We start from the raw sequence: 25055 nt of genomic DNA, 5'->3' as shown, positions 1-25055 counted from the left end.
GGCGCCGATTATCAGCCGGTCACGCAGGCGATGCCGTGGACTTGGTTGACAAGTAAACAAAGTTGGAAAAGAATGCCGCATCCCTTTTCCGACGCGAGGTTTCCCATGCACCGTCGTCTCTTCCTGGGCGCCCTGGGCGCGGCGCTTCCCCTGGCCGGCTGGTCGCAGTCGGCCGGCACTCCCCTGAAGCTGCTGGTCGGCTTTCCGCCGGGCGGCGCGGTGGACGTGGTGGCCCGCCAGCTCGCCGAGGCCCTGCGCGCCGGCGGCTACACCGTGGTGGTGGACAACCGGGCCGGCGCGGCCGGCAAGCTGGCCATCGACGCCCTCAAGGCGGCCCCGCCCGACGGGGAGACGCTGATGGTCATGCCCAACTCCATCATGACGATGGAGCGCGGCCTGTACCGCAAGCCGCGCTTCGAGCTGGCCGAGTTCGCGCCCGTGTCGCCGGTGGTGGAGAACTCGCAGGCCTTCGCCGTCACCGCGTCGCTGCCTCCGCGCAGCCTGCAGGAGTTCCTGGCCTGGGCGCGCGAGAACCCGGCCATGGCCAACTTCGCCTCGCCCGGCCAAGGCACGCCCTTCCACTTCATGGGCATCGAGTTCGCCCGCGCTTCGGGCGTTCCGATCCAGCACGTTCCCTACAAGGGGGGCGGGCAGGCCATGCCGGACCTGCTGTCCGGGCAGGTGCCCTCCATGTTCTCCAGCACGCCCAACCTGCTGCCCTTCCACCAGCGCGGGCAGGTGCGCATCCTGGCCGTCTCCACGCCGCAGCGCCTGAAGTCCCTGCCGGACGTGCCCACGTTCGCGGAAGCGGGTTTTCCCATGCTGGGCGACGTGGAGCAGTTCGGCGTCTTCGCACCGGCCCGCACGCCGCCCGAGGTGGTCGCGCGGCTGTCGCGTGACATCGCCAAGGCGGTGCAGACGCCCGCACTGCGTGACGGGCTCGCGAAGCTGGCGCTCGACGCGGTGGCCAGCTCGCCTTCCGAGTACGCCAGGCGCCTGCAGGAGGATGCGCAGCGCTGGCAGGAACGCATCGACAAGGCGGGGTTCAAGGCCGATGCCTGAGCGGACGAGCCCGGCACGCCCGCCCAACATCCTGCTGATCACGAGCGACCAGCACCGCGGCGACGCCTTCGGCTTCGAAGGCAAGCCCGTGCACACGCCGCACCTCGACCAGCTCGCGCGCGAGGGCACGCGCTTTTCCGCCTGCATCACCCCCAATGTGGTGTGCCAGCCGTCCCGCGCGTCCATGCTCACGGGCCTGCTTCCGCTCACGCACGGCGTGCACGACAACGGCATCGACCTGGACGAGGACACGGCGGGCCGCGGCTTCGCGGCCCGGCTCGGGCGCGCCGGCTGGCGCACCGCCTTCATCGGCAAGGCGCACTTCTCCACGTACCACACGCACCAGCCCACCACCCGCTGCGAGAACGTGCAGGGCTCGGCCGGCTACCTGGACGACTGGCGCGGACCCTACATGGGTTTCGAGCAGGTGGAGCTGATGCTGATCGGGCACAACTACTGGCTGCCCGAGCGCCGCCCGCGCGGCATGCACTATGAGCGCTGGTACCACCAGGACGGCCTGGGCGACCTGAAGGACGCGCTGTACCGCGAGCATGGCGGTCCCAACGGCGGCGCGGCGCAGACCCACCAGTCGTGCCTGCCGGTCGCCTGGCACAACTCCACCTGGGTGGGTGATCGGACCATCGAGCTGCTGCGCGAGCACGCGCGCGATCCGGCGCGGCCGTTCTGTGCCTGGGTGTCCTTCCCCGACCCGCACCATCCCTTCGATGCGCCGCTGCCCTGGAGCCGGCTGCACGATCCCGCCGCCGTGCCGCTGCCCCGCCACCGCGAGCGCGATTTCCACCGGCGTCCGTGGTGGCACCGCGCCGCGGTGGAGAGCGAGCCGGCCACCCCCGGCGAGATGGGCCGCGTGCGCCGCGAGTACTCCCGCATGGATCCGCAGGGCGACGAGGCGCTGCGGCACCTGATCGCCAACTACTACGGGATGATCTCGCTCATCGACCACAACGTCGGTCGCATCCTGTCGGTGCTGGACGAGCTGCAGCTTGCCCGGGACACGCTGGTCGTCTTCACCTCGGACCACGGCGAGTGGCTCGGCGACCATGGGCTCATGCTGAAGGGACCGATGTTCTACGAGGGCCTGCTGCGCGTCGGCCTCGTCGTGCGCGGCCCGGGCGTGGGCGCCGGCCGCGTGGTGGCCGACCCCGTCTCCACCCTGGACCTGGCCGCCACCTTCACCGACTACGCCGGCCTGCCGCCGGTCGACTGGCACAGCCACAGCCTGCGTCCGCTGCTGGAGGGCCGCGCAGGCAGCGCCCGGGACTTCGCCCGCTCCGAATGGAAGCTCGGCCCGGCCCGCTGTGGCGTCGCGCTGGACCTGCGGGCGGTGCGTACCGCGCGCGCCAAGCTCACGCTGGAGCGCGGCACCCGAACCGGGGAGCTCTACCTGCTGGGCGAGGACCCCGAGGAAATGCACAACCGCTGGGACGACGCCGCCTGCCGGGGCGTGCGCGAGGAGCTGGTGGACATGATCCACGCACGCCCGAGGGATGAACTCGCGGTGCTGCCGCAGCCCATCGGCGCCGCCTGATCCCCGCGCCGCGGCCGGGCGCGGCGTGCTGGCGTCATGCGATCATCCGCGCCATGCCATCGCCTGCGCGCCGCGCCGAGTTCGCCGAGTACTGCGCCGAGCTGCTCGCATCGGCGGGCGCCGTTCAGCTGCGGCGCATGTTCGGCGGCCACGGGCTGTACGTGGACGGGCTCTTCGTGGCCATCATCACCGGGGAGCGCCTGTACCTGAAGGCCGACGCCGAGACCGCGCCCGCATTCGAGCGCGCGGGCGGACAGCGCTTCAGCCATCGCAGCCGCGAACGCGTCGTTTCCCTGCAGTTCTGGACCCCGCCCGCCGAAGCCATGGACTCGCCCGCCCTCATGCAGCCCTGGGGCCGCCTGGCGCTGGCCGCGGCGCTGCGCGCGCGATCCGTCCCCAAGCCTGGCCGCCGCAGGGCGGCCACGTGACCTGCACCATGTCCGACCTGCCACCGCTTCCCCCCACGGCCCCCGGCCGCTATCGCCACTACAAGGGCGGCGAGTACGAGGTGCTCGGCGTCGTGCGGCACAGCGAAAGCCTGGAGCCCCTGGTGCTGTACCGCGCGCTCTATGGCGAGCAGGGCCTGTGGGTGCGGCCGCATGCCATGTTCTTCGAAAGCATCGAGGTGGATGGGGTCGTGCGGCCGCGCTTCGCGCCGGTCCCCACGCCCTGAGCCGCGCCGCGCTTGTCGTGCGGCGTGCGGTCGGTGAAGATGCGTCGCATGCTCCGCGTCGCCGCCGTCGTCCTGCTGTCCCTGGGGGCCATCGCGCTGGCGGCGGGTGACGGGCATCCGGGCGCCCCGGCGGCCACGCACCTGCTCACGGCCGGCCAGCAGGATGTCCAGCAGAAGCTGTTCGGCACCTGGCTGCGCGAGCAGACGCGCGAGGGCGTCCACACGCGGCGCCTGCTGCGGCTGGACCCCGACGGCGCCTTCACCGAGCGCGTGCGCATCACCGAGCAGGACGGCCGGGTGACGCAGCTGGACCACGGTGGCAGCTGGTTCTATGACGGCACCAACCTCAAGCGCAAGTACACCCTCATGAGCGGCCGTCCGCCTTCGCGCCTGAACCTGCCCTTCGCGACCTTCCAGGTCCGCTTCGAGACGCGCAACGAGTTCCTGGGCACGGACCACGTGGGAAAGCACCAGGTGCGCTACCGCCGCGTGCAGCCTGAGACCGAGCTCTGATTGGTGCGCGAAGGCAGGCCGGTTGCCGGCCCCGGCTTCTCAGTCCACCCGCTCGCCCAGCCCGCGCCCGAAGAGGGCGAAGGTGCGCTGCAGGCTGCCCAGCCCCGCCTTGAGCTGCGGCTCGGGGGCGCTGAGCCACAGGCGCACCTCGCCGGAATAGAGGAAGAAGAACACCTTGGCCACTTCCGCCGGGTCTTCGCCGGCCGGCAGACGCCCGCGCTCGCGGGCCTGCGCGGCGATGGCCTCCAGCCCGGCGAGGATGCGCTCGCGGTTGGCCATGAACTGGCCGGCCTGCTTGCCCTGCGAGAAGAACACCAGCTCGCGCAAGAGGAGGCGCGCGAGCGTGGCGCGGGGGTGGAAGGTCTCATAGAAGCGCGCGAAGACGGCGTAGACCTGCTGGGACAGCGCCTTGCGCCCGTCCACCTTGGCGAAGGCCGCGTCCACCAGCCGGTCGAGGTCGTCGTTGAAAACGAGGAACAGCAGGTCGCGCTTGTCGTCCGCGTATTCGAAGACGGTGCCGATCCCCACGTCGGCGCGCTCGGCGATTTCGCGGGTGGTGGTCGCGTCGAAGCCCTTGGTTTCGAAGAGGTGCAGCGCCGCCTCGCGGATGCGATGGAGCTTGTCGCGCTTGTTCCGCTCGCGCAGCCCGAGCTTCTCGGGCTGCGCTTCCGGGCTGGCGGCGGAGTCGTTCGTGGGCCTCACGCCGGCAACTGTAATCGCAGCCGAGAGGCGCAAGCCCAGCGGTTCAGTCACGCAGCTTGAGCTGCGACAGCAGCTTGCCCTTGGCCTGCGCGTCGTCGGTGAGCCGGCGGGCGAAGGCGTCGCGGTCCAGGTAGGTGGCGTTCTGCTGCAGCGTCTCGGCCTGCTTCTGGTAGGCGGGCGTGGCGACGATGTCCTTGCACAAGCCCTCCAGCCGGCTGACCACCTCGGGCGCAGTTCCGGCGCGCACGAACAGCCCGCCGTAGGCCGAGGGCAGCACCTTCGCACCGAGTTCGGCCGTGGTGGGCACGTCCGGGAAGGCCTTGGAGCGCTCCGGCGCGAACACCGCCAGCGGCCGGAACTTCAGCTGCTGCAGCATGGACGTGGTGACCATGCCGGCGTCCAGCACGCCGGCCATCAGGTCCGGGCCGAAGGCGGTCTCGCCCCGGTAGGGCACGTCGGTAGCGGACACGCCCAGGCTGCGCCACATCTCCTCGGCCATCAGGTGCGGCGCGGAGCCGGTGCCGGAGTGCCCGTAGCGCAGCTTGCCCGGCTGCGCCTTCAGGTGCTCCAGCACGCCCTTGGCGCTGGTGTGGGGCGAGGAGGACGGCACCGCCAGGAAGAACACGTTCTCGAAGGTCTGGCACAGCGGCACGAAGGAGTCCATCGCGTAGCTCGTCTTGGTGCGGTGCGGCTGGATGGTCAGCGGCGTGACCGGCGTGAAGGCCAGCATGTGGCCGTCGGCCGGCGCCGCTGCGACGTTCTGCATTCCGAGCATCAGGCCGGCGCCCGGCTTGTTCTCCACGACGACGGACTGCTTCAGCCGCTGCGACAGCTGCTGCCCGAACGCGCGGGCCAGCACGTCCACCGTCGAGCCCGGCGGCAGGGTGACGACGATCGAGACCGGCCGCTGCGGATAGTCCTGCGCCGACGCGGATGCGACGAGCAAGCCCAGCAGGGTGGCGGCCACGAGGGCCCGGCGGGAAAGCCTGGAAGGGGAATGCATGCTTGTCTCCTGTTGTGTACGGGGGGTCATCGGCGCACGCCGAGCGCCGTTTCCTTCTGGTCGATCACCGACAGCCCGGCCGCCTTGAGCAGGCCATAGATCGTGTCGATCTCGATCTGCCGCGGCGCCGGCATCGGGGGACGCATGAAGGGGTTGGGAATGTGCCCGCGCAGCCAGGCGGCCACCTTGTAGCGCACGTGCAGGCGGCCCATGTCGGCCACGTACTCGTGCAGCTGCGACAGTCCGCCCTGCCAGACGGCGCAGGCGGCGTCGATGTCGCGCCGGTCCCAGGCGTCCAGGTGGTCCAGCATGGATTCCATGCCGTAGTTCCAGAAGCCGCTGAGCGTGCCGTCGAACAGGTCGGTGGCGCGGTACTCGTGGAAGCGCGAGGCGAGGGCGGCCATCACCGAGACGCGGCGCGGCAGCTGGCGCAGCGCCTTGCCGACGATGCGGTAGCCGTCGTAGCCGTAGGTCATCTTCCAGCCGACGATGTTCGGGATTTCCTTGCAGATGGCCACCGTCGCCGCGACCGGCAGGCCCGGGGTGAAGGGCGCGGCCGAGCCGGAGACCGGGTGCGTGATGATGGGCAGGTCCACCGCGCGGTCCTGGGCCTTGATCTGGTCGGACCAGACTTCGGGGTAGTTGTCGGCGTCCCAGCAGGAGGTGATGTCCTGCGCGCCACCGGGCGGCGTGACGAAGATGCCGTCGACGCCCAGCGCCTTGGCGTCGCGGGCCGTGTCCACGACCTCGTCGGTGGTCAGGGCCCAGGTGCCGGCGATGACGGGCACCTTGCCGCCCACCTCCTCCATGGCGATCTCCAGCACGCGGCGCTTCTCTGCGCGGGTGAGATAGAAGATCTCGCCCGCCTCGGGGTTGATGCACAGGCCGCCGCGCGCGACGAAGCGCGGATCGCCCAGGAAATAGCGCAGGTAGTGCCGGAAGGCGTACTCGTCGACCTTCAGGTCGGGCGTGAACGGCAGCAGCACCGCCGCATAGCAGACGTCACCCAGTGATCGCATTTGGTAATCCTTTTCTCGATGTGGCCGCAGGCCGTGTCGCGAAGCCCCAGTGGCTTGCATTGTTCAATTCTGAGCGCGATCGAAATTGAACAAATAGGGTCAAACCCGCGATGAGCTGGCCGGCGGCATCGGCTCGGGCACGTCGATTGCCCCGTTGCGTGGCAAGGAAAGGACGAACGCATGAGTGCTCTGCTGCAAGGCGACATTGCCATCGTCACCGGCTCGGACTCCGGCATCGGCCAGGCCAGCGCCATCGCGCTGGCGCGCGAAGGCGCGGACGTCGTGGTCACCTGGTTCGGCGACCGGGAAGGCGCCGGCCGCACCGCCGAAGCCGTGCGCGGCCACGGCCGGCGGGCGCTGGAAGTGCGACTGGACGTGCGCGATCCGCAGTCGGTGGAGCAGCTCTTCGAGCGGGCGGTGCGCGAGCTGGGCACGCCCACCATCCTGGTGAACAACGCCGGCATCGACAGCGTGAGCGCCAACGTGAAGGACATGCGCATCGAGGACTGGGACCGCACCCTGCGCACCAACCTCTACGGCCCCTTCTTCTGCTGCCAGCAGTTCATCCGCCGCATCGAGGGCAGCGGCCGGCACGGCAGCATCGTGAACATCACCAGCGTGCACCAGGAGGTGCCGCGCGCCGGCGGCTCGGCGTATGACGTGTCCAAGGGAGGCCTGCGCAACCTCACGCGCACGCTCGCGCTGGAGCTGGCGCAGAAGGACATCAACGTCAACAACGTCGCGCCGGGCATGATCCTCACGCCCATGAACCAGGAGGCGCTGGACGATCCGCAGGCGCGCGAGCGCCAGGTGCAGTCCATCCCCATGAAGCGCGCGGGCCGGCCCGAAGAGATCGCCGAGGCCGTGGTCTTCCTGGCCTCGCCCAAGGCGCGCTACGTGCACGGCACCACGCTCATGATCGACGGCGCGCTCACGCTGTTCCTGGGGCAGGGGGCCTGAGGGGGGATTGCCTGCCGCGCTTCGTGGCCACGGACGCCTGTGCGAGAATCGGCCCCGCTCCGGGGTGCACGCTGTCGTGCTGAGATCCAGACCCGCGAACTTGATCCGGTTCATACCGGCGTAAGAAGAGCCCGCCTCACCGGCCCCTCCCTTCGTGGGATGCGTGCCGGTCGCAGGTCACTCCTTCGGGGCACCACATGGCCGCCATGAAGGAGAACGCTTGAACCTCGCCGCATCCCCCGCCGCCGCGCCCGCGCTGCGCTATCCGCGCGTGCTCTCCATCGCCGGCTCCGACAGCGGCGGCGGCGCGGGCATCCAGGCCGACCTCAAGACCATGGCCGCCCTGGGCTGCTACGGCATGACGGCCATCACCGCGCTCACGGCGCAGAACACGCTGGGCGTGCGCGGCATCCACGTCGTGCCCACCGAGATGCTGCACGCGCAGATCGACGCGGTGGTGGAGGACATCGGCGTCGATGCGGTCAAGGTCGGCATGCTGGGCGCGGCCGAGACCGTGCGCGCCGTGGCCGCCGCCATCGACCGGCATGCCCTGTCCTGCGTGGTGCTCGACCCCGTCATGGTCGCCACCAGCGGTGCGCGCCTGATCGACGAGGAAGCCGTCGCGGTGCTGGTGCGCGAGCTGTTCCCGCGCGCCCGCCTCGTCACGCCCAACCTGGACGAAGCCGCGCTGCTGGTCGGCCGCGCCCTGCGCAGCGAAGCCGATATGCACGAAGCCGCCGAAGAACTCCTCGCGCGCGGCGCCCGCGCGGTGCTGCTCAAGGGCGGCCACCTGCCGGGCGACACCGTCTGCGACCTGCTGCTGCAAGCCGGCGAGGCGCCGCTCGTGATGCGCTCGGCCCGCATCGACACGCCCAATACCCACGGCACCGGCTGCACGCTCTCCAGCGCCATCGCCTGCGAGCTGGCCCTGGGCCAGCCCTTGCCGCTGGCCGTCGAACGCGCGCGCGACTACGTGCGCGGCGCCTTGCAGGCCGGCGCCGCCGTGCGCACCGGCGCCGGCAGCGGACCGCTCAACCACGGCTGGCAGCCGCGCGTCCTGCAGGGACGGCCATGAGCCCCTTGATGCCCGCCACCGAAGCCCTCATCGCGAAGCTGCTCGGCTTCATCGCGCAGGACGGCTGCGACGAGGCCGGCTTCGACGCCCTGGCGCTCGAGCTCTTTGCGCACCAGTACGCGCACAACGAGCCCTTGCGGCGCTTCTGCCAGCGCCGCGGCATCACGCCCCGGCGCGTGCGCGGCTGGCGCGACATCCCGGCGGTGCCGATCAGCGCCTTCAAGGACGCCACCCTCAGCTGCGAGCCCACGGCCGCCTGCGAGCGCGTGTTCATGACCAGCGGCACCACGCGGCCCGAGCTGCGCGGGCGCCACTGGCATCCGCGCATCGCCGTCTGGGACGCGTCCATGCGTGGCGGCTTCGCGCGGCACGTCATGCAGGGCACGGCGCGCCTGCCCATGGCCATCCTGTTTCCGCCCGAGGACGAATTGCGCAACTCCTCGCTGGCACGCTACCTGGCCCAGGCGGTGCGCGAGTTCGGCGCCGCGGGCAGCGGCTGGTTCGTGGGCGCGGACACGGGCATGGACCGGGAGCGCCTCCTGGCCTGGCTGCGCCAGGCGCAGCAGGCCGGCGACCCGGTCGCGGTGCTGGGTGCGAGCTTCAGCTTCGTGCACCTGATGGATGCGCTCGCGGCGCGCGGCGAAGCGCTGCGCCTGCCGCCCGGAAGCCGCCTGCTGGACACCGGCGGCTACAAGGGCCAGTCGCGCGAGCTGCCGCTGGAGGACTTCTACGGCAGCCTCTCCGCGGCGCTGGGCGTGCCGCGCGAGCGCTGCATCAACATGTACGGCATGACCGAGCTCAGCTCGCAGTTCTACGACGCGGGCAATGCCGCGGTGCCCTCGGTCAAGCGCGGCCCGCACTGGGTCCGCTCGCGCGTGGTGGACCCGCTCACGGGCCGCGAGCTGCCGGCCGGTGAGCGGGGCCTGCTCGTGCACTGCGACCTCGCCAGCTTCAACAGCAGCACCACCCTCCTCACCGAAGACGTGGGCGTGCAGCAGGACGGCGGCTTCCTGCTCCTGGGCCGCGCCCAGGGCGCGCAGGCCCAGGGCTGCTCGCTCGCGGCCGAGGAATTCCTGCAGGGGGCCTCGGCGTGACCACGTTCCAGGCCGGCCAGCTCCCCGCCGCCTTCGCGGACGCGGCGCAGTGGCACGCGCTGTCCTTCGACGGCGGCGCGCTGCAGGTGCGGGTGCCCCGGCTGGACCCCGCGGCCATGCGCGCGCTGGCGGCCCATGTGCGCGAGGGCGCGCGGCGCGAGCTGCAGGCGCTGCGGGTCTCGGAGATCGTGGCGCTGATCGACCGCGCGGTGATGCGCCTGCTGGACGCGGACGACCCGGCACGCCGCGAGCTGGACGAACTGCTGCCGCGCGTCACCGGCTACGACCCGCAGATGGTGCGCCTGGGCCTGGGCGCCTACCTCCAGGCCTTCCGCGCGCCGCAGCTGCATCGCTTCGTGGCCGAGGACTTCGCCAACCCCAAGGTGCTGGACGAGTTCCAGCCGGCCCGCAAGGGCGGCTTCGTGCGGGCCATCGGCCCGGCGCTGCTGGTGCACCACTGGGCCGGCAACGTGCCGGGCCTGCCGCTGTGGAGCCTGGCCAGCGGCCTGCTGGTCAAGGCGGGGAGCGTGGGCAAGCTGCCCAGCGCCGAGCCGGTGTTCGCGTCGGTCGTCGCGCGGCTGCTGTGCGAGCTGCATCCGCCGCTGGCCGATGCCCTGGCCGTCACCTGGTGGCCGGGCGGCGAGCCGGAGCCGGCGAGCACGCTGCACGCGCAGGCCGACACGGTGCTGGCCTATGGCGGTGACGCGGCCATCGCGCAGCTGCGCCAGCAGGTGCCCGCCGGCACGCGCTTTCTTCCCTACGGGCACAAGCTGGGGCTGTCCCTGGTGGCGCGCTGCGCGCTGGATGCGCACCGCGGCCCGCCGCTGGCCCGGGCGGCGGCCCTGGACGTGGTGCGCTGGGAGCAGCAGGGCTGCTACTCGCCGCACGTGATCTACGTGGAGCGGGGTGGGGCCGTCGCGCCACGCGACTTCGCGCAGTACCTCGCCGCCGAGCTCGCGCAGCTCGCGCAGCGCTTCGCGCGCCGCCCGCTGTCGCTGGAGGAATCCGCCGCGCTTGCCGGCTGGCGGCATGCGGCCGAGGCGCGCGCCTGGGGCGGCGAGGGCGACGAACTCTTCGCCGCCGACGACGGCGCCTGGGCCGTGGCCTTCAGCCCGCGGGCGCGCCCGCTCGCACCCACGCCCGGCTGGCGCTGCGTGCAGGTGGTCGCGGTCGACGCGCTCGAAGCCGCCGCCGACGCGCTGGCGCCGCATGCCGGCGTGCTGCAGTCGGCGGGCGTGGCGGCCGCGCCGGCACGCCTCTTCGCCCTGGCCGAACGCCTGGCGAGCGCGGGCGTCACGCGCATCGCGGCCCTCGGCGCCCTCGCGCTGCCCGAGGCGGGCTGGCACCACGACGGGCGCTTCAACCTGCTGGACCTGGTGCGCATGGTCGAGATCGAAGCGTCCGCCGAACGCGCCGCCGATCGCCTGGCGCCCTACGCGCAGGAGGACGCACCGTGAGCACGGCCTTCCTGGAGCTCAAGGCGCTGTCCTTCGCCCACGGCGGCGCGGCGCCCACGCTGGCCGGCGTGGACCTGGACGTGCCCCGGGGCGAGCTGCACTGCCTGCTGGGCCGCAGCGGCTGCGGCAAGACCACGCTGCTCAAGCTCGCCGCCGGGCTGGTCGAGCCCCGCTCGGGCCACGTGCGCCTGCGGGGGCGCCCGCCCGCACAGGCGCGGGCCGACATCGGCTTCGTGTTCCAGTCGCCCACGCTGCTCGAATGGCACAGCGTGCTGGACAACGTGCTGCTGCCCATCTCGCTGCAGCGCCGTCCCGCTCCGGCGGACCGGGACCGCGCGCTGCACCTGCTGGCGCGCCTGGGGCTGGACGGCCTGGCGCAGCGCCATCCGCGCCAGCTCTCGGGCGGCCAGCAAAGCCGCGCCGCGCTGGCCCGCGCGCTGCTGCCGGCGCCGCCGCTGCTGCTGCTGGACGAGCCCTTCGCGGCCCTGGACGCCATCACCCGGGAGGAACTGCAGCAGGACCTGCTGCGCCTGTGCGCCGACGAGGGCAGCACGGTGCTCTTCGTCACCCACGACATCGCCGAAGCGGTGTACCTGGGCGACCGGGTCAGCGTCATGGCGGGCGGCCGGCTCGCCCGGACGCTCGTCGTGGACCTGCCGCGCCCCCGGCCGCCCGGCCTGCGTGCCCATGGCACCTTCGCGCGCGCCGTGGCGCGCGTGCGCGCAGCCCTGGAAGACAGCGCGGGGGTGTGCGCATGAGCGCCGCGGGCTGGCGGCTGTGGGCCGGCTCGGGCTTGCTGGGCGTGGCGCTGGTCGCCGCCTGGGAGTGGTCCGCGCGCAGCCTGGGGCTGCCGGCGCTGGTGCTGCCGGCGCCCTCGGCGGTGCTGGCGGCGCTGTGGCGGGGTCTCGCGAGCGGCTACTTCCTGCCGCACCTGGCCGCCACCGCGCAGGCGCTGGTCCTGGGCGCGGTCCTGGGCTGCGGCGTCGGCTTCGCGGCCGGCGTGGCCATGGCCGAATCGCGCCCGCTGCGGGCGCTGCTCACGCCCTACGTGGTCGCCAGCCAGGTGGTGCCCAAGCTGGCGCTCATGCCGGTGTTCATCCTGTGGTTCGGCTTCGGACTCACGTCCACCGTGGTCATCACCGCGCTGGTCTGCTTCTTTCCCCTGCTGGAGACCACGCTCACCAGCCTGCGCCAGGTCGCGCCCGAGCGGCTGGAGCTGTTTCGCATGCTCGGCGCCACGCGGGCGCAGGTGCTGTGGCGGCTCAAGCTGCCCACGGGCCTGCCGGGCATCCTGGCGGGCCTGCGCGTGGCCGTCATGCTGGCGCTGGTGGGCACCGTGGTCGGCGAGTTCATGGGCGCGAGCCGCGGCCTGGGCGCGCTGGTCATCGCCGCGCAGGGCAGCATGGACACGCCCCTCATGTTCGCCGTGCTGCTGCTCATCGCCACCCTGGGCGGGGCCGCCTACCAGGCCACGCTGTGGCTGGAGCGCTGGCTGCTGCGCCCTTATTCATTCGTCCCCGCGCCCCCCGTCCAAGCCCATGCCTGAGGAAGCAACGATGCCCCTGCACACCCTGACCCGCCGCCACCTGATCGCGGCCTCGGCCCTGGCGGCGATCCCGCCCGCCCTGCGCGCCCAGCCGGCGCCGGAGAAGATCACCGTGGCCGGCTGGAGCAAGCCCATCACCGAAGTCATGCCGCTGCTGGCCGAACCCGACAAGGGCTTCTACAAGGCGCAGGGCATCGAGCTGGCCTACGTGCCCGGCGCGGGCGGCGGCGACGCCATCCGCAACATCCTGAGCGGCCAGGCCGACGTGGCCTTCACCGACCCCGGCTCGCTGTTCGCGGCGCTGGACAAGGGCGAGAAGCTGCGCGCCATCTACGACATCTACCCGCGCAACGTCTTCAACGTGGTGGCGCTCAAGTCCAGCGGCATCACGCGCCCGGCCGACCTCAAGGGCAAGCGCATCGGCGTCTACAGCCTCGCGAGCGGCACGCGCCAGAACCTGCTGGTGCTGCTGCACCAGGCGGGCCTGGCCGAGCGTGACGTGGAGATCGTGGTGACGGGGCTGCTGAACTTCGCGCCCCTGATGCAGGGGCAGGTGGACGCCACCGCCGCCACCGACACGGGCCTGGCCGTCGCCCGCCGGCGCGGCGTGAAGGACGTGAACGTGATCGAGGTGGGCGACTCGCTGCCCGTCTCCAGCGACCTGTTCGTCGTGCGCGAGGCCGTGTTCCAGCAGCGCAAGGAGGCGCTGCGCCGGTTCCTGCGTGCCTACCGCAACGCGGCCGCGTGGATGATCGCCCAGCCCGACGAAGCCGCGCGCCTGGCCGTCACGCGCGCCATCGACGGCAGCGACCCGTCGCTCAACGCCGAGATCGTGCGCCTGCGCAACGCCTCGACCGTCTCGCCGCTCACCGAGCGCGCGGGCCTGGGCGCGATGGACCTGGCCTCGCTGCAGAAGGCGGCGGACGTGTACCACGCGCTGGGGCTCGTCTCCCGGCCGCTGCGGCTGGACGGCGTGGTCAGTCCCGAGCTGCTCGCCGCGCCATGAACTTCGAAGGCAAGGCGGTGCTGGTCACCGGCGCGGGCCGGGGCATCGGCGCGGCCATCGCCCGCGCCTTCGCGCGCGAGGGCGCGGCGGTCGCGGTCAACTACCTGCGGGACGAAGCGGCCGCCCGCACGGTGGCGGCCGACTGCCGCGAGGCCGGCGGCGTCGGCGTGGCGCTGCAGGCCGACGTCACGCAGGTGGCCGAGGCCGAGCGCCTGGTCGGGCAGGCCGTAGAGGCCTTCGGCCGGCTCGACGTGGTGGTGAACAACGCCTTCCGTGCCCATGCCTTCGACCCGGAGCGGCGCCGCCGCTTCGGCGAGCTGGACTGGGCCGACTACCAGTCGCAGTTCGACGGCGCGGTGGGGGCCGCGCACCACGTGTGCCGCGCGGCGCTGCCGCACCTGCAGCAGCGCGCCCGCGGCGCCATCGTCAACGTGGCCAGCAACCTGGTGGAGCATCCGCTGGTGCCCTACCACGCCTACACCACCGCCAAGTCGGCGCTGGTGGGCTTCAGCCGCAACCTCGCGGCCGAACTCGGCCCGCTGGGCGTGCGCGTCAACTGCGTGGCGCCCGGGCTGGTCTATCCCACCGCCGCCAGCGCGGACACCCGCGCCGCGCTGCGCGACCAGATCGCCGCCGCCACGCCGCTGCGCCGCATCGCCCGGCCGGAGGACATCGCCGGGCCCGTGCTGTTCCTAGCTTCCGAGTGGAGCGGGTTCGTGACCGGGCAGGTGCTGTTCGTCGATGGCGGACTCGTCATGAAATGAAGGCCCTTGTGAACACGTCGTTGTCGATCGAACTCCTTGGCGCGCGCGCGCTGGGCCTGCCTGCCGCCGACATTCCCGCGCACGCGGCCGGCCTGCGGGCGCGCGGCGGCGCCACCGTGTGCGTGCTGGACGTCCCGCAGCCATCCGGCGGCAGCCTGCACTGGCTGGAAGCCGGGCACGCCCGCGGCTGGGTGCGCCTGGATGCGGCCGCGCCCGGGGACTTGGCCGAGCGCGTGCGCGCGGTCTTCCCCGTGGCCACCCGGCGCGGCTTCGTGGCCGCGGACGCGGCGCTGCTCGCCCTGCACGAGGCGCACGGCGGCGAGCTGCCACGCCTGTCCTGGGGCGACGCGCCGCGCTTCGAGCCGGCTGGCCCGGTGGCCGGCGCGAAGCCGATGGGCCTGTACGCGCTGGTGGACAGCGCGGCGCGCCTGGCGCAGGTCATCGAGGCCGGCGTGCACAGCGTGCAGGTGCGCATCAAGACACCGCGCGATGCCGATGCCGCGTGGCAGCGCGGCCTGCACGAGGAACTGGCCCGCTGCGTCGCGCTCGCCCGCGAGGCCGGGGTCGAGCTGATCGTGAACGACCACCAGGCCCTGGCCGCCGAGCTCGGCGCCCCCGGCGTCCACCTGGGCCAGGAGGACCTGCTGGCGCTGGGCGACGAAGGTCGCGCCGCGCTGCTCGCGCGCGGGCTCACGCTGGGCATCAGCTCGCACAGCGTGTGGGAGCTGTGCCGGGCGCGCGCGCTCGCGCCGCGCTACATCGCCTGCGGGCCGGTGTGGCCCACGACGACCAAGGACATGCCCTGGGTGCCGCAGGGCCTGGACAACCTCGCCTGGTGGTGCGGCAGGGCCGGTGCGCCGGTGGTCGCCATCGGCGGCATCCTGGAGGCGCCGCAGGTGCGCGCGGCCGCGGCCGCGGGCGCGGACGGCGTGTGCATCGTGCGCGGCCTGGGCGAGGTGCCGGCGCGCGTGGTGCCTGCGCTGCGCGAGGCCTTCGAGGCGGGGCGGGCCGAGGCGGCGGCGGCGACCGTCCCCGCCTGGCCGCATCCCAGCCTGCCGGCGGGGGAGGGCGCATGAGCCTTCGCATCGCCATCGCCGGCGCGGGCCTGCTCGGGCGCCTCTTCGCGCTGCACCTGGCGCGCGCCGGGCACGCGGTGCGCGTCTTCGACCCCGCGCCCGACGCGCAGGCGCGCGGCGCGGCGGGCTGGACGGCCGCCGGCATGCTCAGTCCGGTCGCCGAGCTGGAGTGCGCCGACGAGCAGGTCTTCGCGCTGGGCCTGCGCAGCCTGGCCCTGTGGCCCGCGCTGGTGGCCAGCCTGCCCTCGCCGGTGGACCTGCGCTTTGCCGGGAGCCTGCTGCTCGCGCACCGCGGCGACGAAGGCGCGGCCCGGCGCGTGATCGACCTGCTGGCCGCCAAGGCGCCGGCCGGCCGCGCCCCGCAGCCGGTCACCGGCGAACAGCTGCGCGAGCTGGAACCCGACGTGCAGCGCATGGCCCATGCCTGGCTGCTGCCCGGCGAAGGGCAGATCGACACCGTGCAGGCCATGGCCGCCCTGGCGGAAGCTGCCGCGGCGGCGGGCGCCCGATTCCACTGGAGCCGTCCCGTGGAGTCGCTCGGTGCGGGCTGGGTGCAGGCCGCGGGTGAGCGCACCGAGGCCGACTGGGTGATCGACGTGCGCGGCACCGGCGCGCGGCCCGAGCAGCCGGTGCGCGGCGTGCGCGGCGAGATCATCCACCTGCATGCTCCGGGCCTGCACCTGAACCGCCCGCTGCGGCTGCTGCACCCGCGCCACCGGGTCTACATCGTGCCGCGCACGGGCGATCGCATCGTCGTGGGCGCCAGCGAGATCGAGAGCGAGGACCGCTCGCCCATCTCGGTGCGCAGCATCGTGGAGCTGCTCACCGCCGCGCACAGCGTGCTGCCTGCGCTGGCCGAGGCGCGCCTGCTGCACACCGACACCAACCTGCGTCCGGCCCTGCCGGACAACCTGCCCGAGCTGCGCTGCGCGCCCGGCATGCTGGAGGTCAACGGGCTGTTCCGCCACGGCTGGCTCATCGCTCCGGCCCTGGTGGAAGAGGGCCTGGCCCGGCTGGGCGTGGCAGGCGCGACCGACGGGAACCCGCCATGAGCGACGACACCACGACCACCATCACCATCACCGTCAACGGCGAGCCGCGCGAGGTTCCTGCGGGCAGCTCCCTGGAGCAGCTCGTGGCCTGCCTCACGCCCGCGCCCCAGACCCTGGCCACCGCCGTCAACCAGCAGTTCATCGCGCGGGAGGCCCGCGCGGCCTGCGCGCTGCGCGAGGGCGACGCCGTATTCACGTTCCAGGCCATCACCGGAGGCTGATTCCATGCCATTTCACATCGGCGGCGCCGCGCTGGACAGCCGCTTCTTCCTCGGCACCGCCGGCTATCCCTCGCCGGCCGTGCTGCGCGAGGCCATTGCCGCCTCGGGCAGCCAGGTCGTCACCGTGGGCCTGAAGCGCCAGCTCGCGGGCGAGGGCAAGCCCAACGACTTCCTGCAGATCATCCGGGACAGCGGCGCGCGCCTCCTGCCCAACACGGCCGGCTGCCGCAGCGCGCAGGAGGCCGTGACGCTTTCGCGCATGGCGCGCGAGCTGTTCGGCACGCACTGGATCAAGCTGGAGGTGGTGGGCGACGAGCACACGCTGCAGCCGGACCCCTTCGAGCTGGTCGAAGCCGCGCGCACGCTGGTGCGGGACGGCTTCGAGGTCTTCCCCTACTGCACCGACGACCTGGTCAGCTGCCAGCGCCTGCTGGACGTGGGCTGCCGCATCCTCATGCCCTGGGGCGCGCCCATCGGCTCGGGCCAGGGCCTGCTCAATCCCTTCGCGCTGCGCACGCTGCGCGCCCGCCTGCCGGACGTGCCGCTGATCGTCGATGCCGGCATCGGCTCGCCGCGCGACGCGGTGGAAGCCATGGAGCTGGGCTTCGACGGCATCCTCCTGAACAGCGCCGTGGCGCAGGCGCGCGATCCGGTCACCATGGCGCGCGCCTTCCGCCTCGCGGTGGAATCGGGGCGCCTGGCCTGGGAGGCCGGCATCATGGCCCGCCAAGACATGGCGGTGCCCAGCACGCCGGTGACGGGGCGGCCGTTCGTGCTGTGATGCGCGGTCCTACAGGGCAGGGCGTGCGCGCCGGGTAGGCTCGTCGGCAGCCATGCCTTGCTGCCGCCCATGCCCGTGCCTCTCGACCTGAACCTGCTGGACCTCTTCCTCCTGCTTGTCATCGCGCTGGGCCTCTTCGGCGGCTGGCGCCAGGGCTTCGTTGCCGGCGCCGCGCAGCTGGCCATGCTGGTCGCTTCCTTCGTGGCCGCGCTGTGGGGCTGGCGGGGCGCGGCGCGGATGCTGGAAGGCGGGGGCCTGCCACTGGGCGTGTGGACGGAGCCGCTGGCCTTCGTGCTGATCCTGCTGCTGGTGCGGCTCGCGCTCGGGCTGCTGGTCGGGCGCGCCCTTGCGGTGCTGCCCCGGCGCGTGCACGGCCATGCGGCCAACCGGGTGCTGGGACTCGTGCCCGGGCTGGCGGTCGGGCTCGTCCATGCCGCGCTGCTCGCATTGCTGCTGCTCACCGTGCCCTGGCTGGACCGGGTGAGCACCCTGGCGCGCGAGAGCACGCTGGCCGGTGTGCTGGTGCGCCCGGCCGAATGGCTGGAGGCGCAGCTCGCGCCGGTGTTCGAGGACGCGGTGCAGAACACCCTGGGCCGCCTGATCGTGAAGCCGGGCTCCGACGAGCGCGTCGCCTTGCCCTTCGCGGTGGCCCAGGCACCGGCCCGGCCCGAACTGGAGGCCCGCATGCTGGACCTGCTGAACGCGGAGCGCACCCGCCGCGGACTGCCTCCGCTCGCGCCCGACCCGCAGCTGCAGGCGGTTGCGAGGGCGCATGCGGCCGACATGTTCACGCGGGCCTACTTCTCGCACGTCACGCCCGAAGGCGCGGGCCCCTTCGACCGCATGCGCGCGGCGCGGGTGCGCTTCCTGCTCGCCGGCGAGAACCTGGCCTTCGCCCGCAGCCTGGAACTCGCGCACCAGGGCCTCATGGACTCCCCCGGCCACCGCGCGAACATCCTGCGCCCGGGCTTCGGCCGCGTGGGCATCGCGGTGCTCGATGGCGGGCGCTATGGGTTGATGGTGACGCAGAAGTTCAGGAACTAGGGGCAGGGAGTCGGGGGAAGGGACGCGCGCCGCTCAGGCGTGGGCACCTTCCGCAACCGCGCCGACCGCCTGCGCGAACTGCTGGGTGTCGGTGTACTGCTGGAACTTCGCCGCCTTGCCGGCGCGCAGCGACCACACATGCGCGAACTGTGCCTGTACCGGCTTGCCCGTGGCCTTGTACGTGCCGCGGTAGGTGCCCAGCGCCACGACGCGATCGCCGGCGTCGAGCAGTTCCTTGGGCTGGACGGAGAAGCCATCCCATTCGGCGCCCAGCCGGGCGAACACCCCGTTGACCACCGCCTGCGGGCCGCGGTACGGACTGCCGTCCGCGTAGGGGAAATGGTCCGCCTCGATCCACTCGATGTCGTCGGCGAAGAGGGCCAGCACCGCGGGCACGTCGCCGCGGGCGAAGGCTTCATAGATGGACTGGACCAGGGTGACGTTCTGCTGGGACATGGCGGTCTCCAATGCGGTGGGCGAAACGGGAGCGCGAGGAGGGGTGCGCGCATGCTGCGCGGCTTGAGCGCTCCCTTGCCAGGCCGGCAGGCGCAAGAACTTATAGCACTGCGTCCCCGTCGGCCACCCCGGAGAATCCGCCCGGGAGGGTGGCCAGACGCTCCTGGCTCACAACACCGAAGCGAAGCTGCGCCGCGCCAATTCCATCTCGGGCAGCAACTGCTCCACGATCTGCGGCAAGTCCATGCGGCTGGTCGCCACCGAGAGGCTGAGCGCGCCCACCAGCTCGCCGCGGCCGGTGCGGATGGGAACGGCGATGGAGCGCAGGCCGATCTCCAGCTCCTCGTCGCAGACGGCCCAGCCGCGCGCGTGCACCTGATCGATCTGGTCCAGGATCTCGGCCAGCCCCGTGCGGGTGTGCGGCGTGAGCGCCGGACGGCTCATGCGGTTGAGGATGAACTCCACGTACTCGCGCGGCTGCTCGGACAGCAGCACGCGGCCTGTCGCACTGCAGTAGGCGGGCAGGCGCGCGCCGATGCCCAGGCCCCAGGAGAGGCTGGTGCGGTGCGTGGCGCGGGCCACGAAGACCACGTCCTGCGCGTCGAGCACCGCCACGGAGGCCGATTCGCGCGTGCGTTCGGCGGTCATCTCAAGGATGGGCTGCGCCACGCGGCTGAGCGGGTCCGAGGCGACGAAGGCGTGTCCCAGGCGCAGCGAGCGCGCGGCCAGCTGGAAGTCGCGCCCGTCCTGCACGGCATAGCCCAGGCGGCACAGGGTGAGCAGCGAGCGGCGTACCGAGGCCTTGGAATGCCCCGTGATCTCGGCCAGGCGCGTGAGCGTGGCCGGCCCGCGCACCTGGCCGAAGGCCTCGATGACGGACAGGCCTTTTTCCAGGCCCATGACGTATTCGCGTTCGTCGGCGGGTGCGGGAGGGGGCAGGGAGGCGTTCGCAGTGAGCATTCGGGCGGGGGAGTTCGCAAAGCGCAGATTATTGGCCCATGGCGAACTTCACGGCGGGCGAAAAAAAAAGCCCGCAGGAAGCGGGCTTGCAAGACGACCCGAGGTCGTTAGGAGACAAGAGCCCACAGGCTAGGGGTTTGCCCGGATGCCTGTCAAGCGCGTGGGTGGGAGTTGGTTTGGGCTTCGACGGGCTCTCAAAAAACAGCGAACCCAACCCCTACCCGTTCGGGCTGAGCCTGTCGAAGCCCATCGCGCGAGACGCTCGAACGGCGCGAGTGGGCCGCCAGCCTCAATGCCGCGTCACCGTGCCGCGCCAGGCGCCGCTCTCGTGGCCCTGCGACTCGATCCGTTCCTTGAAGCGCTTGAGGTTGCCGCGCGCGGTCTTGCGCACGCCCCCCAGGGCGTCGCCGATCTTCTCGGTCATGTCCTCCGGTTCGTAGTCCATCTGCAGCATCACGCGGGTGCGGTTGTCGCTGAGCTTGTGGAAGGTGACCACGCCGGCGTTTCGCAGGCCTTCAGTGCTGCGCCAGGCAATGCGCTGGTCGGGCGTCTGCTCGGTGATCTCGGCCACCCACTCCTTGGTCTTGCCGCCGATGTTGGCGCGCCAGCGCAGGTGGGTGTCGTCGATCTGCTGGATGCTCTCCACGTTGTCCATGAACTTGGGGAATTCCTCGAACTGCGTCCACTGGTTGTAGGCCGCGCTCACCGGCACGTCGACGTCGATCGACTCCTTCACGCCGGAGTTCGATCCCGGCTCCCGCCGCTTCTTCAACTGCTTGGACAGCAGCCAGCCGCCGACCGCCAGCGCGGCCACCTTGGCCATGGTTCCCATATCAGATTCCTCTTGGTGAAGTCGGGCCGCACACACGGGCCCACGCCCAGATGGTGCCGAGCACGCGCGCGGGCGGGCGCAACAGATTGCAAAGCAATGGCAGCGGCCGATGCAGGCATGGCGCGTGGCTCTCGCGGGCAGCGAGGGCGGCCCCAGCCCGGAAAAGCGTAACCGTCTGCATGAGCTGAGCGCCGACTCAGCTCTGCCGTAGGCAACCTGAACCGTTCGAAGCGGTGGCTCAGGTGGTGTACGGCCGAGCCCGCCAAACCCCTGAGCTTGCAGGGCTCCCGTCCCACAGGCGTGTGCGCCGACTCCTACGCATGTAGGACGCTCGGGCGCTGCTTTCGTGAAACTCCTCACGAAACGTCCAAGCTCATGTTTCGTAACGTCTGTAGTCACTTGCCTACTGGCTTGTCGGACTGCGCCTACTACATTCGCGGCTCTTGCTGAGGTCAGTCCTGAGCTGAGCCGAGTCGCAGAGGATCTGCGGCGAAGCGAAGCGGCAGGCCGTCGATGCCTCGGCTCATCTTTCAACCCCCCGGGCTCCGGGCTCCGCGCCCCGCCACCTTCATTCGAGTTGTTGAACCATGAACCGACGCCTTTTCCTTCATACCGGCTCTGCCGCAGCAGTGTTCACCCTGACCGCCTGTGGCGGCGGCGGGGGTGGCGCGCTGGGCGTCGAGACCGTCGGCTCCGCCGTGCCCGTGACGCCCGTGGACAGCGGCCCGCAACCCGTGACGCCGAGTGCCGCGGCGGTCGAATCCGTGGCGGCCAAGGGCCTGCCCGACAAGATCCTGGGCTGCTACTACACCACCTGGGACACCGGCCGCTTCAAGATCACCGACGTTCCGGTCGAGTTCAACGTCATCTATCTCTTCCATGCCAAGCCCGAGAGCCGCGGCTCCGACGGCAGCTACAACAACGGCGGCAACGGCGCCTTCTTCTTCGAGCACTACGACGCGGTCAAGCCCGAGCAGATCCAGGCCTGCCGCGCCCGCGGCCAGCGCGTGATCCTCACGGCCGGTGGCGCGCAGGCCGGCTACGCCTGGGACAACCGCACCAAGTCCACCAACTTCGTCGAATCGATCAAGGTCATGTATGCCCGCCTGGGCGGCTTCGACGGCCTGGACTTCAACAACTTCGAGGCCCACATCCTGAGCGCAGGCAACGTGGCCGCGGTCTCCACGGAGATGGTCTGGATCGCCAGCCAGCTCAAGGCGCTGTACGGCTCCGAGTTCGCCATCACCGCGCCGCCGCAACCCAACTCGCCCGAGCAGCAGCGCCTCATGGCCGACATGGCCAAGGCCGGCGTGCTGGACTATGCCGGCCCGCAGTTCTACGACTGGTCCGGCTTCAATGCCCCCGGCTACATCAAGGGCCGCGTGGACACCTGGGTCGGCCTGCTGGGCGACAAGAGGACGGTGGTGGGCCTCTCGGCCAACTACAGCAACGGCCCGTCCATGGCCGACTGCCTGCGCGAGTGGGACGCGGCGAAGGCGGCCCACCCCGGCCTGCGCGGCATGTTCTGCTGGAGCGCGCAGACCCAGCTGGCCGGCGGCAACGCCTGGGCCAAGGAAATGGCCAAGCGCCTGTAAAGCACGGCCGCTGCGCGGCCTCGGCCGGGGGCGCCGTCCTACAGGAGCAGCCCCGGCCCGATCCGAAGCTTGCGCCATGAAGTTTGCGCGCAGCGTCTTCAAGGCCTACGACATCCGCGGCGCCTATCCCGCCGGCATCGACGAAGCGCTCGCCACCGCCGTCGGCCACGCCTTCGGCCGGCAGGTGCTGCAGGCCGGCGAGCGCGCCGTGGCCCTGGGCCGCGACGGCCGCCTGAGTGGTGCGGCGCTCGCGCAGGCCCTCTCCCAGGGCCTGCTCGCAGCAGGCGTCGATGTGATCGACCTGGGGCGCGTCACCACGCCCATGATGTACTTCGCCACCCACACGCTGTGCGCCAGCGGCGTGCAGGTGACCGCCAGTCACAACCCCAGCGGCGACAACGGCTTCAAGCTGGTGCGCTCGGGCCGGACGGTCTTCGGGGCGGACCTGCAGCGGCTGCGCGAAGCCATGGAGGCCGAAGCCGCGCCGCACGCGTCTTGCGGCACGCAGCGCGCCCACGACATCCTGCCCGCCTACCGCGAGCGCATCGCCGCCGACATTCGCCTGGCCCGGCCCATGAAGGTGGTGCTGGACTGCGGCAACGGCGTGGCGGGCGCCTCCTCGCCCTCGGTGCTGCGGGCCATCGGCTGCGAGGTGGTGGAGCTCTACACCGAGGTGGATGGGCGCTTCCCGAACCACCACCCGGATCCCAGCCGCCCGGAGAACCTGCGCGAGCTGGTCGCGCTCGTGCAGTCCACCGGCGCCGAACTCGGGCTGGCGCTGGACGGCGACGGCGACCGGCTGGGCGTGGTCACGCCCTCGGGCCAGATCGTCTTTCCGGACCGGCAGATGATGCTGTTCGCGCGCGACCTGCTGTCGCGGCTGCCGGGCGCGCCCATCGTGTTCGACGTCAAGTCCACGCAGCGCCTGGGCGAAGCCATCGCGGCCGCCGGCGGGCAGCCCGTCATGCACAAGAGCGGCTATGCCGCGCTCAAGGCGCGCATGCGCGAACTGGGCGCGCCGCTGGCCGGCGAGATGAGCGGCCATGTGTTCTTCGCGGAGCGCTGGTACGGCTTCGACGATGCCACCTACGCCGCCTGCCGCCTGCTGGAAATCCTTGCGCGCGAGGCGGACGCCGGCGCCATGCTGGAGGCACTTCCCAACAGCTTCGCGACCCCGGAGCTGCACGTGCCATGCGAGGAGGGCGAGGCCCACCGGGTGGCCCAGGCGCTGGTGACGCATGGCGACTTTCCCCGCGCGGCGCAGGCATGCACCGTCGACGGGTTGCGTCTCGACTGGCCGGATGGTTTCGGCCTGGTGCGGGCCTCCAACACGACCCCGGTGCTCACCTTGCGCTTCGAGGGCCACACGCCGGACGCGCTGGACCGCATCGAGGGCGAGATGATGGTGCTGCTGCGCCGCATCAAGCCGGACGCGCGGATCGCAGGGGCGCACGAGGGCCGCATGTCTCCATGACGCGGAGGCCAGGGTGTCCAGCCCAAGTGCGACTCGGCCAGCGTCGGCAGCCAGCTCAGGGAATGTCGTGGAGGTATTCCTGGACAACGCCCCCGTGCGGTCGCCATCCGCGGATCGCGCGCCCGCGTCCGTTCACACGTTCAGTCCACTTTCGCCCCCGAGTCCCGCACGATCTTTCCCCACTTGGCCGATTCCGCGCGCATGAAGCCCGCGAACGACGCGGGGTCTCCGCCGACGATCTGCATGCCCAGTCCCTGCAGCTTCTCCTGCACCTCGGGCGTCTGCAGCGCCTTCGCGACCTCCGCGTGCATGCGGTTCACCACCGCCGGCGGCGTGCTGGCCGGTGCCAGCAGCCCGAACCACTGCAGCGCCTCGAACCCCGGCAGGCCCGAAGCGGCGACGGTCGGCACCTGCGGTGCCACGGGAGAGGGCTTGGCGTCGGTGACGGCCAGCGCGTTCAGCTTGCCGCTGCGCACGTGCGGCAGGAATGCGACCGCCGTTCCGAAGGCGACATGCACCCGGCCAGCCACCAGGTCCAGCGTCATGGGCGAATCGCCCTTGTACGGAACGTGCTGCAGGTTCAGCCCGGCGAGCGACTTGAAGTACTCGGCGGTGAGGTGCGAGACGCTGCCGTTGCCCGTGGAGCCGAACATCAGTTCGCCGGGCTTCGACTTCGCGTGGGCGACGAACTCCGTGACGTTCTTCGCCGGTACCGAGGGGTGCACCACCATGAGGATGGTGGCCGTCCCGAGCAGTGTCACCGGCGTGAAGTCGCGGGACGGGTCGTAGGGCGGCTTGGCATAGAGGCTGGGGGCGATCGCGTGGGTGCTGCTGGTGCCCATGAGGAAGGTGTAGCCATCGGGGGCCGCCTTGGCCACGAGGTCGGAGCCGGTGGTGCCGCCGGCTCCGGCCCGGTTGTCCACCACGACCGGCTGACCGAGGGACTGCGTGAGCTTCTCGCCGATCAGGCGCGCGACCACGTCGGTGGAGCCGCCGGGCGGGAACGGGACCACCAGACGGACCGGGCGGGTAGGCCAGTCGGTCGCCGGGGCGGATGCGGGGGACTGCGCGACGGCGGCCCCGCAGGCGAGGGACAGGCCGAGGGCGGCGGCGAGGAAGCGGCGGGTGGAGCGGGGCATCG

The 25055-nt window shown here is 72.1% G+C and carries 27 protein-coding genes and 1 riboswitch; of the genes, 20 read left to right on the top strand and 7 right to left on the bottom strand.

Going from position 1 to position 25055, the window contains the following annotated elements; genetic code table 11:
• Positions 1-105 precede the first annotated feature (105 nt).
• From EZ242_RS14215 to EZ242_RS14195, 5 genes are read left to right on the top strand one after another with little or no spacing between them, the layout of a single operon-like run.
• Positions 106-1062 (top strand): Bug family tripartite tricarboxylate transporter substrate binding protein, encoded by a 957-nt coding sequence (locus tag EZ242_RS14215; protein WP_167784772.1) that lies wholly within the window; start codon positions 106-108, stop codon positions 1060-1062.
• Entirely contained in the window at positions 1055-2611 is a 1557-nt protein-coding gene (locus EZ242_RS14210) for a sulfatase family protein (RefSeq protein ID WP_135285825.1), read from the top strand. Before EZ242_RS14215 ends, EZ242_RS14210 begins: the two co-directional genes overlap by 8 nt.
• Positions 2612-2664: 53 nt before the next feature.
• Positions 2665-3039, top strand: a complete 375-nt coding sequence (locus EZ242_RS14205; protein WP_135285824.1) for a TfoX/Sxy family protein — start codon at positions 2665-2667, stop codon at positions 3037-3039.
• A gap of 8 nt (positions 3040-3047) precedes the next feature.
• Positions 3048-3284: a DUF1653 domain-containing protein gene (locus tag EZ242_RS14200; protein WP_135285823.1), complete on the top strand. Its 237-nt coding sequence runs from the start codon at positions 3048-3050 to the stop codon at positions 3282-3284.
• Between the two features lie 48 nt (positions 3285-3332).
• Entirely contained in the window at positions 3333-3797 is a 465-nt protein-coding gene (locus EZ242_RS14195; RefSeq protein ID WP_135285822.1) for a hypothetical protein, read from the top strand.
• A 39-nt stretch (positions 3798-3836) separates the two neighbouring features.
• Here EZ242_RS14195 and EZ242_RS14190 read toward each other — a convergent pair whose 3' ends face one another.
• From EZ242_RS14190 to EZ242_RS14180, 3 genes are read right to left on the bottom strand one after another with little or no spacing between them, the layout of a single operon-like run.
• Positions 3837-4499 (bottom strand): TetR/AcrR family transcriptional regulator, encoded by a 663-nt coding sequence (locus tag EZ242_RS14190; protein ID WP_167784771.1) that lies wholly within the window; start codon positions 4497-4499, stop codon positions 3837-3839.
• A 43-nt stretch (positions 4500-4542) separates the two neighbouring features.
• A complete protein-coding gene (locus tag EZ242_RS14185) occupies positions 4543-5502 on the bottom strand; it encodes a Bug family tripartite tricarboxylate transporter substrate binding protein (RefSeq protein ID WP_167784770.1) in 960 nt (319 codons plus the stop codon).
• A 26-nt stretch (positions 5503-5528) separates the two neighbouring features.
• Positions 5529-6521 (bottom strand): dihydrodipicolinate synthase family protein, encoded by a 993-nt coding sequence (locus tag EZ242_RS14180; protein WP_135285819.1) that lies wholly within the window; start codon positions 6519-6521, stop codon positions 5529-5531.
• A gap of 180 nt (positions 6522-6701) precedes the next feature.
• Between EZ242_RS14180 and EZ242_RS14175 the strand changes: the two genes are divergently transcribed.
• From EZ242_RS14175 to EZ242_RS14115, 13 genes are all read left to right on the top strand, one after another.
• Positions 6702-7481 carry an SDR family NAD(P)-dependent oxidoreductase gene (locus EZ242_RS14175; RefSeq protein WP_135285818.1) on the top strand — a complete coding sequence of 260 codons (780 nt, stop codon included), beginning with the start codon at positions 6702-6704 and terminating at the stop codon, positions 7479-7481.
• A 50-nt stretch (positions 7482-7531) separates the two neighbouring features.
• Positions 7532-7625, top strand: a riboswitch (TPP riboswitch).
• 76 nt (positions 7626-7701) lie between these two features.
• Positions 7702-8556, top strand: a complete 855-nt coding sequence (gene thiD, locus EZ242_RS14170) for a bifunctional hydroxymethylpyrimidine kinase/phosphomethylpyrimidine kinase (RefSeq protein ID WP_135285817.1) — start codon at positions 7702-7704, stop codon at positions 8554-8556.
• On the top strand, positions 8553-9650 hold the full coding sequence (locus tag EZ242_RS14165; protein WP_240787098.1) for a LuxE/PaaK family acyltransferase: 1098 nt from the start codon (positions 8553-8555) through the stop codon (positions 9648-9650). Before thiD ends, EZ242_RS14165 begins: the two co-directional genes overlap by 4 nt.
• Positions 9647-11107: an acyl-CoA reductase gene (locus tag EZ242_RS14160; protein ID WP_240787097.1), complete on the top strand. Its 1461-nt coding sequence runs from the start codon at positions 9647-9649 to the stop codon at positions 11105-11107. The genes EZ242_RS14165 and EZ242_RS14160 overlap by 4 nt, the downstream gene beginning before the upstream one ends.
• The gene (locus EZ242_RS14155) at positions 11104-11865 is read left to right on the top strand and encodes an ABC transporter ATP-binding protein (protein WP_135285815.1); all 762 of its coding nucleotides are present in this window, start codon (positions 11104-11106) and stop codon (positions 11863-11865) included. The genes EZ242_RS14160 and EZ242_RS14155 overlap by 4 nt, the downstream gene beginning before the upstream one ends.
• Positions 11862-12653: an ABC transporter permease gene (locus EZ242_RS14150; protein ID WP_135285814.1), complete on the top strand. Its 792-nt coding sequence runs from the start codon at positions 11862-11864 to the stop codon at positions 12651-12653. The genes EZ242_RS14155 and EZ242_RS14150 overlap by 4 nt, the downstream gene beginning before the upstream one ends.
• 10 nt (positions 12654-12663) lie before the next feature.
• Positions 12664-13659 (top strand): ABC transporter substrate-binding protein, encoded by a 996-nt coding sequence (locus EZ242_RS14145; protein WP_205960659.1) that lies wholly within the window; start codon positions 12664-12666, stop codon positions 13657-13659.
• Positions 13656-14423, top strand: coding sequence for an SDR family oxidoreductase (locus EZ242_RS14140; RefSeq protein ID WP_135285812.1), 768 nt, complete (start codon positions 13656-13658; stop codon positions 14421-14423). Before EZ242_RS14145 ends, EZ242_RS14140 begins: the two co-directional genes overlap by 4 nt.
• Before the next feature lie 8 nt (positions 14424-14431).
• Positions 14432-15499, top strand: coding sequence for a thiamine phosphate synthase (locus EZ242_RS14135; protein ID WP_135285811.1), 1068 nt, complete (start codon positions 14432-14434; stop codon positions 15497-15499).
• On the top strand, positions 15496-16551 hold the full coding sequence (gene thiO / locus EZ242_RS14130; protein WP_135285810.1) for a glycine oxidase ThiO: 1056 nt from the start codon (positions 15496-15498) through the stop codon (positions 16549-16551). The genes EZ242_RS14135 and thiO overlap by 4 nt, the downstream gene beginning before the upstream one ends.
• Positions 16548-16772: a sulfur carrier protein ThiS gene (thiS, locus tag EZ242_RS14125; protein ID WP_205960658.1), complete on the top strand. Its 225-nt coding sequence runs from the start codon at positions 16548-16550 to the stop codon at positions 16770-16772. The genes thiO and thiS overlap by 4 nt, the downstream gene beginning before the upstream one ends.
• A gap of 4 nt (positions 16773-16776) precedes the next feature.
• Positions 16777-17553 (top strand): thiazole synthase, encoded by a 777-nt coding sequence (locus EZ242_RS14120; protein WP_135285809.1) that lies wholly within the window; start codon positions 16777-16779, stop codon positions 17551-17553.
• Between the two features lie 69 nt (positions 17554-17622).
• Positions 17623-18597, top strand: a complete 975-nt coding sequence (locus EZ242_RS14115; protein WP_135285808.1) for a CvpA family protein — start codon at positions 17623-17625, stop codon at positions 18595-18597.
• Between the two features lie 33 nt (positions 18598-18630).
• On the opposite strand, the gene EZ242_RS14110 is transcribed toward EZ242_RS14115, so the two are convergent.
• The 3 genes from EZ242_RS14110 to EZ242_RS14100 all read right to left on the bottom strand — a co-directional run bounded on the left by EZ242_RS14110 (position 18631) and on the right by EZ242_RS14100 (position 20845).
• Complete coding sequence (locus EZ242_RS14110) at positions 18631-19053, bottom strand: nuclear transport factor 2 family protein (RefSeq protein WP_135285807.1); 423 nt, start codon at positions 19051-19053, stop codon at positions 18631-18633.
• Positions 19054-19221: 168 nt separating this feature from the next.
• Entirely contained in the window at positions 19222-20013 is a 792-nt protein-coding gene (locus EZ242_RS14105; RefSeq protein WP_240787096.1) for an IclR family transcriptional regulator domain-containing protein, read from the bottom strand.
• Positions 20014-20302: 289 nt separating this feature from the next.
• On the bottom strand, positions 20303-20845 hold the full coding sequence (locus EZ242_RS14100; RefSeq protein WP_135285806.1) for an SRPBCC family protein: 543 nt from the start codon (positions 20843-20845) through the stop codon (positions 20303-20305).
• Positions 20846-21432: 587 nt separating this feature from the next.
• Here EZ242_RS14100 and EZ242_RS14095 point away from each other — a divergent pair.
• Complete coding sequence (locus tag EZ242_RS14095; RefSeq protein ID WP_135285805.1) at positions 21433-22440, top strand: glycoside hydrolase family 18 protein; 1008 nt, start codon at positions 21433-21435, stop codon at positions 22438-22440.
• 76 nt (positions 22441-22516) lie between these two features.
• Positions 22517-23914, top strand: a complete 1398-nt coding sequence (locus EZ242_RS14090) for a phosphomannomutase/phosphoglucomutase (RefSeq protein ID WP_135285804.1) — start codon at positions 22517-22519, stop codon at positions 23912-23914.
• 140 nt (positions 23915-24054) lie between these two features.
• On the opposite strand, the gene EZ242_RS14085 is transcribed toward EZ242_RS14090, so the two are convergent.
• On the bottom strand, positions 24055-25053 hold the full coding sequence (locus EZ242_RS14085) for a Bug family tripartite tricarboxylate transporter substrate binding protein (protein ID WP_135285803.1): 999 nt from the start codon (positions 25051-25053) through the stop codon (positions 24055-24057).
• Between the last annotated feature and the right edge of the window lie 2 nt (positions 25054-25055).

Source organism: Ramlibacter rhizophilus (assembly GCF_004681965.1).
GTDB classification, from domain to species: domain Bacteria; phylum Pseudomonadota; class Gammaproteobacteria; order Burkholderiales; family Burkholderiaceae_C; genus Ramlibacter; species Ramlibacter rhizophilus.
Note: the sequence above shows the minus strand (reverse complement) of the source record. Positions and strands in the feature narration are given on the sequence as shown.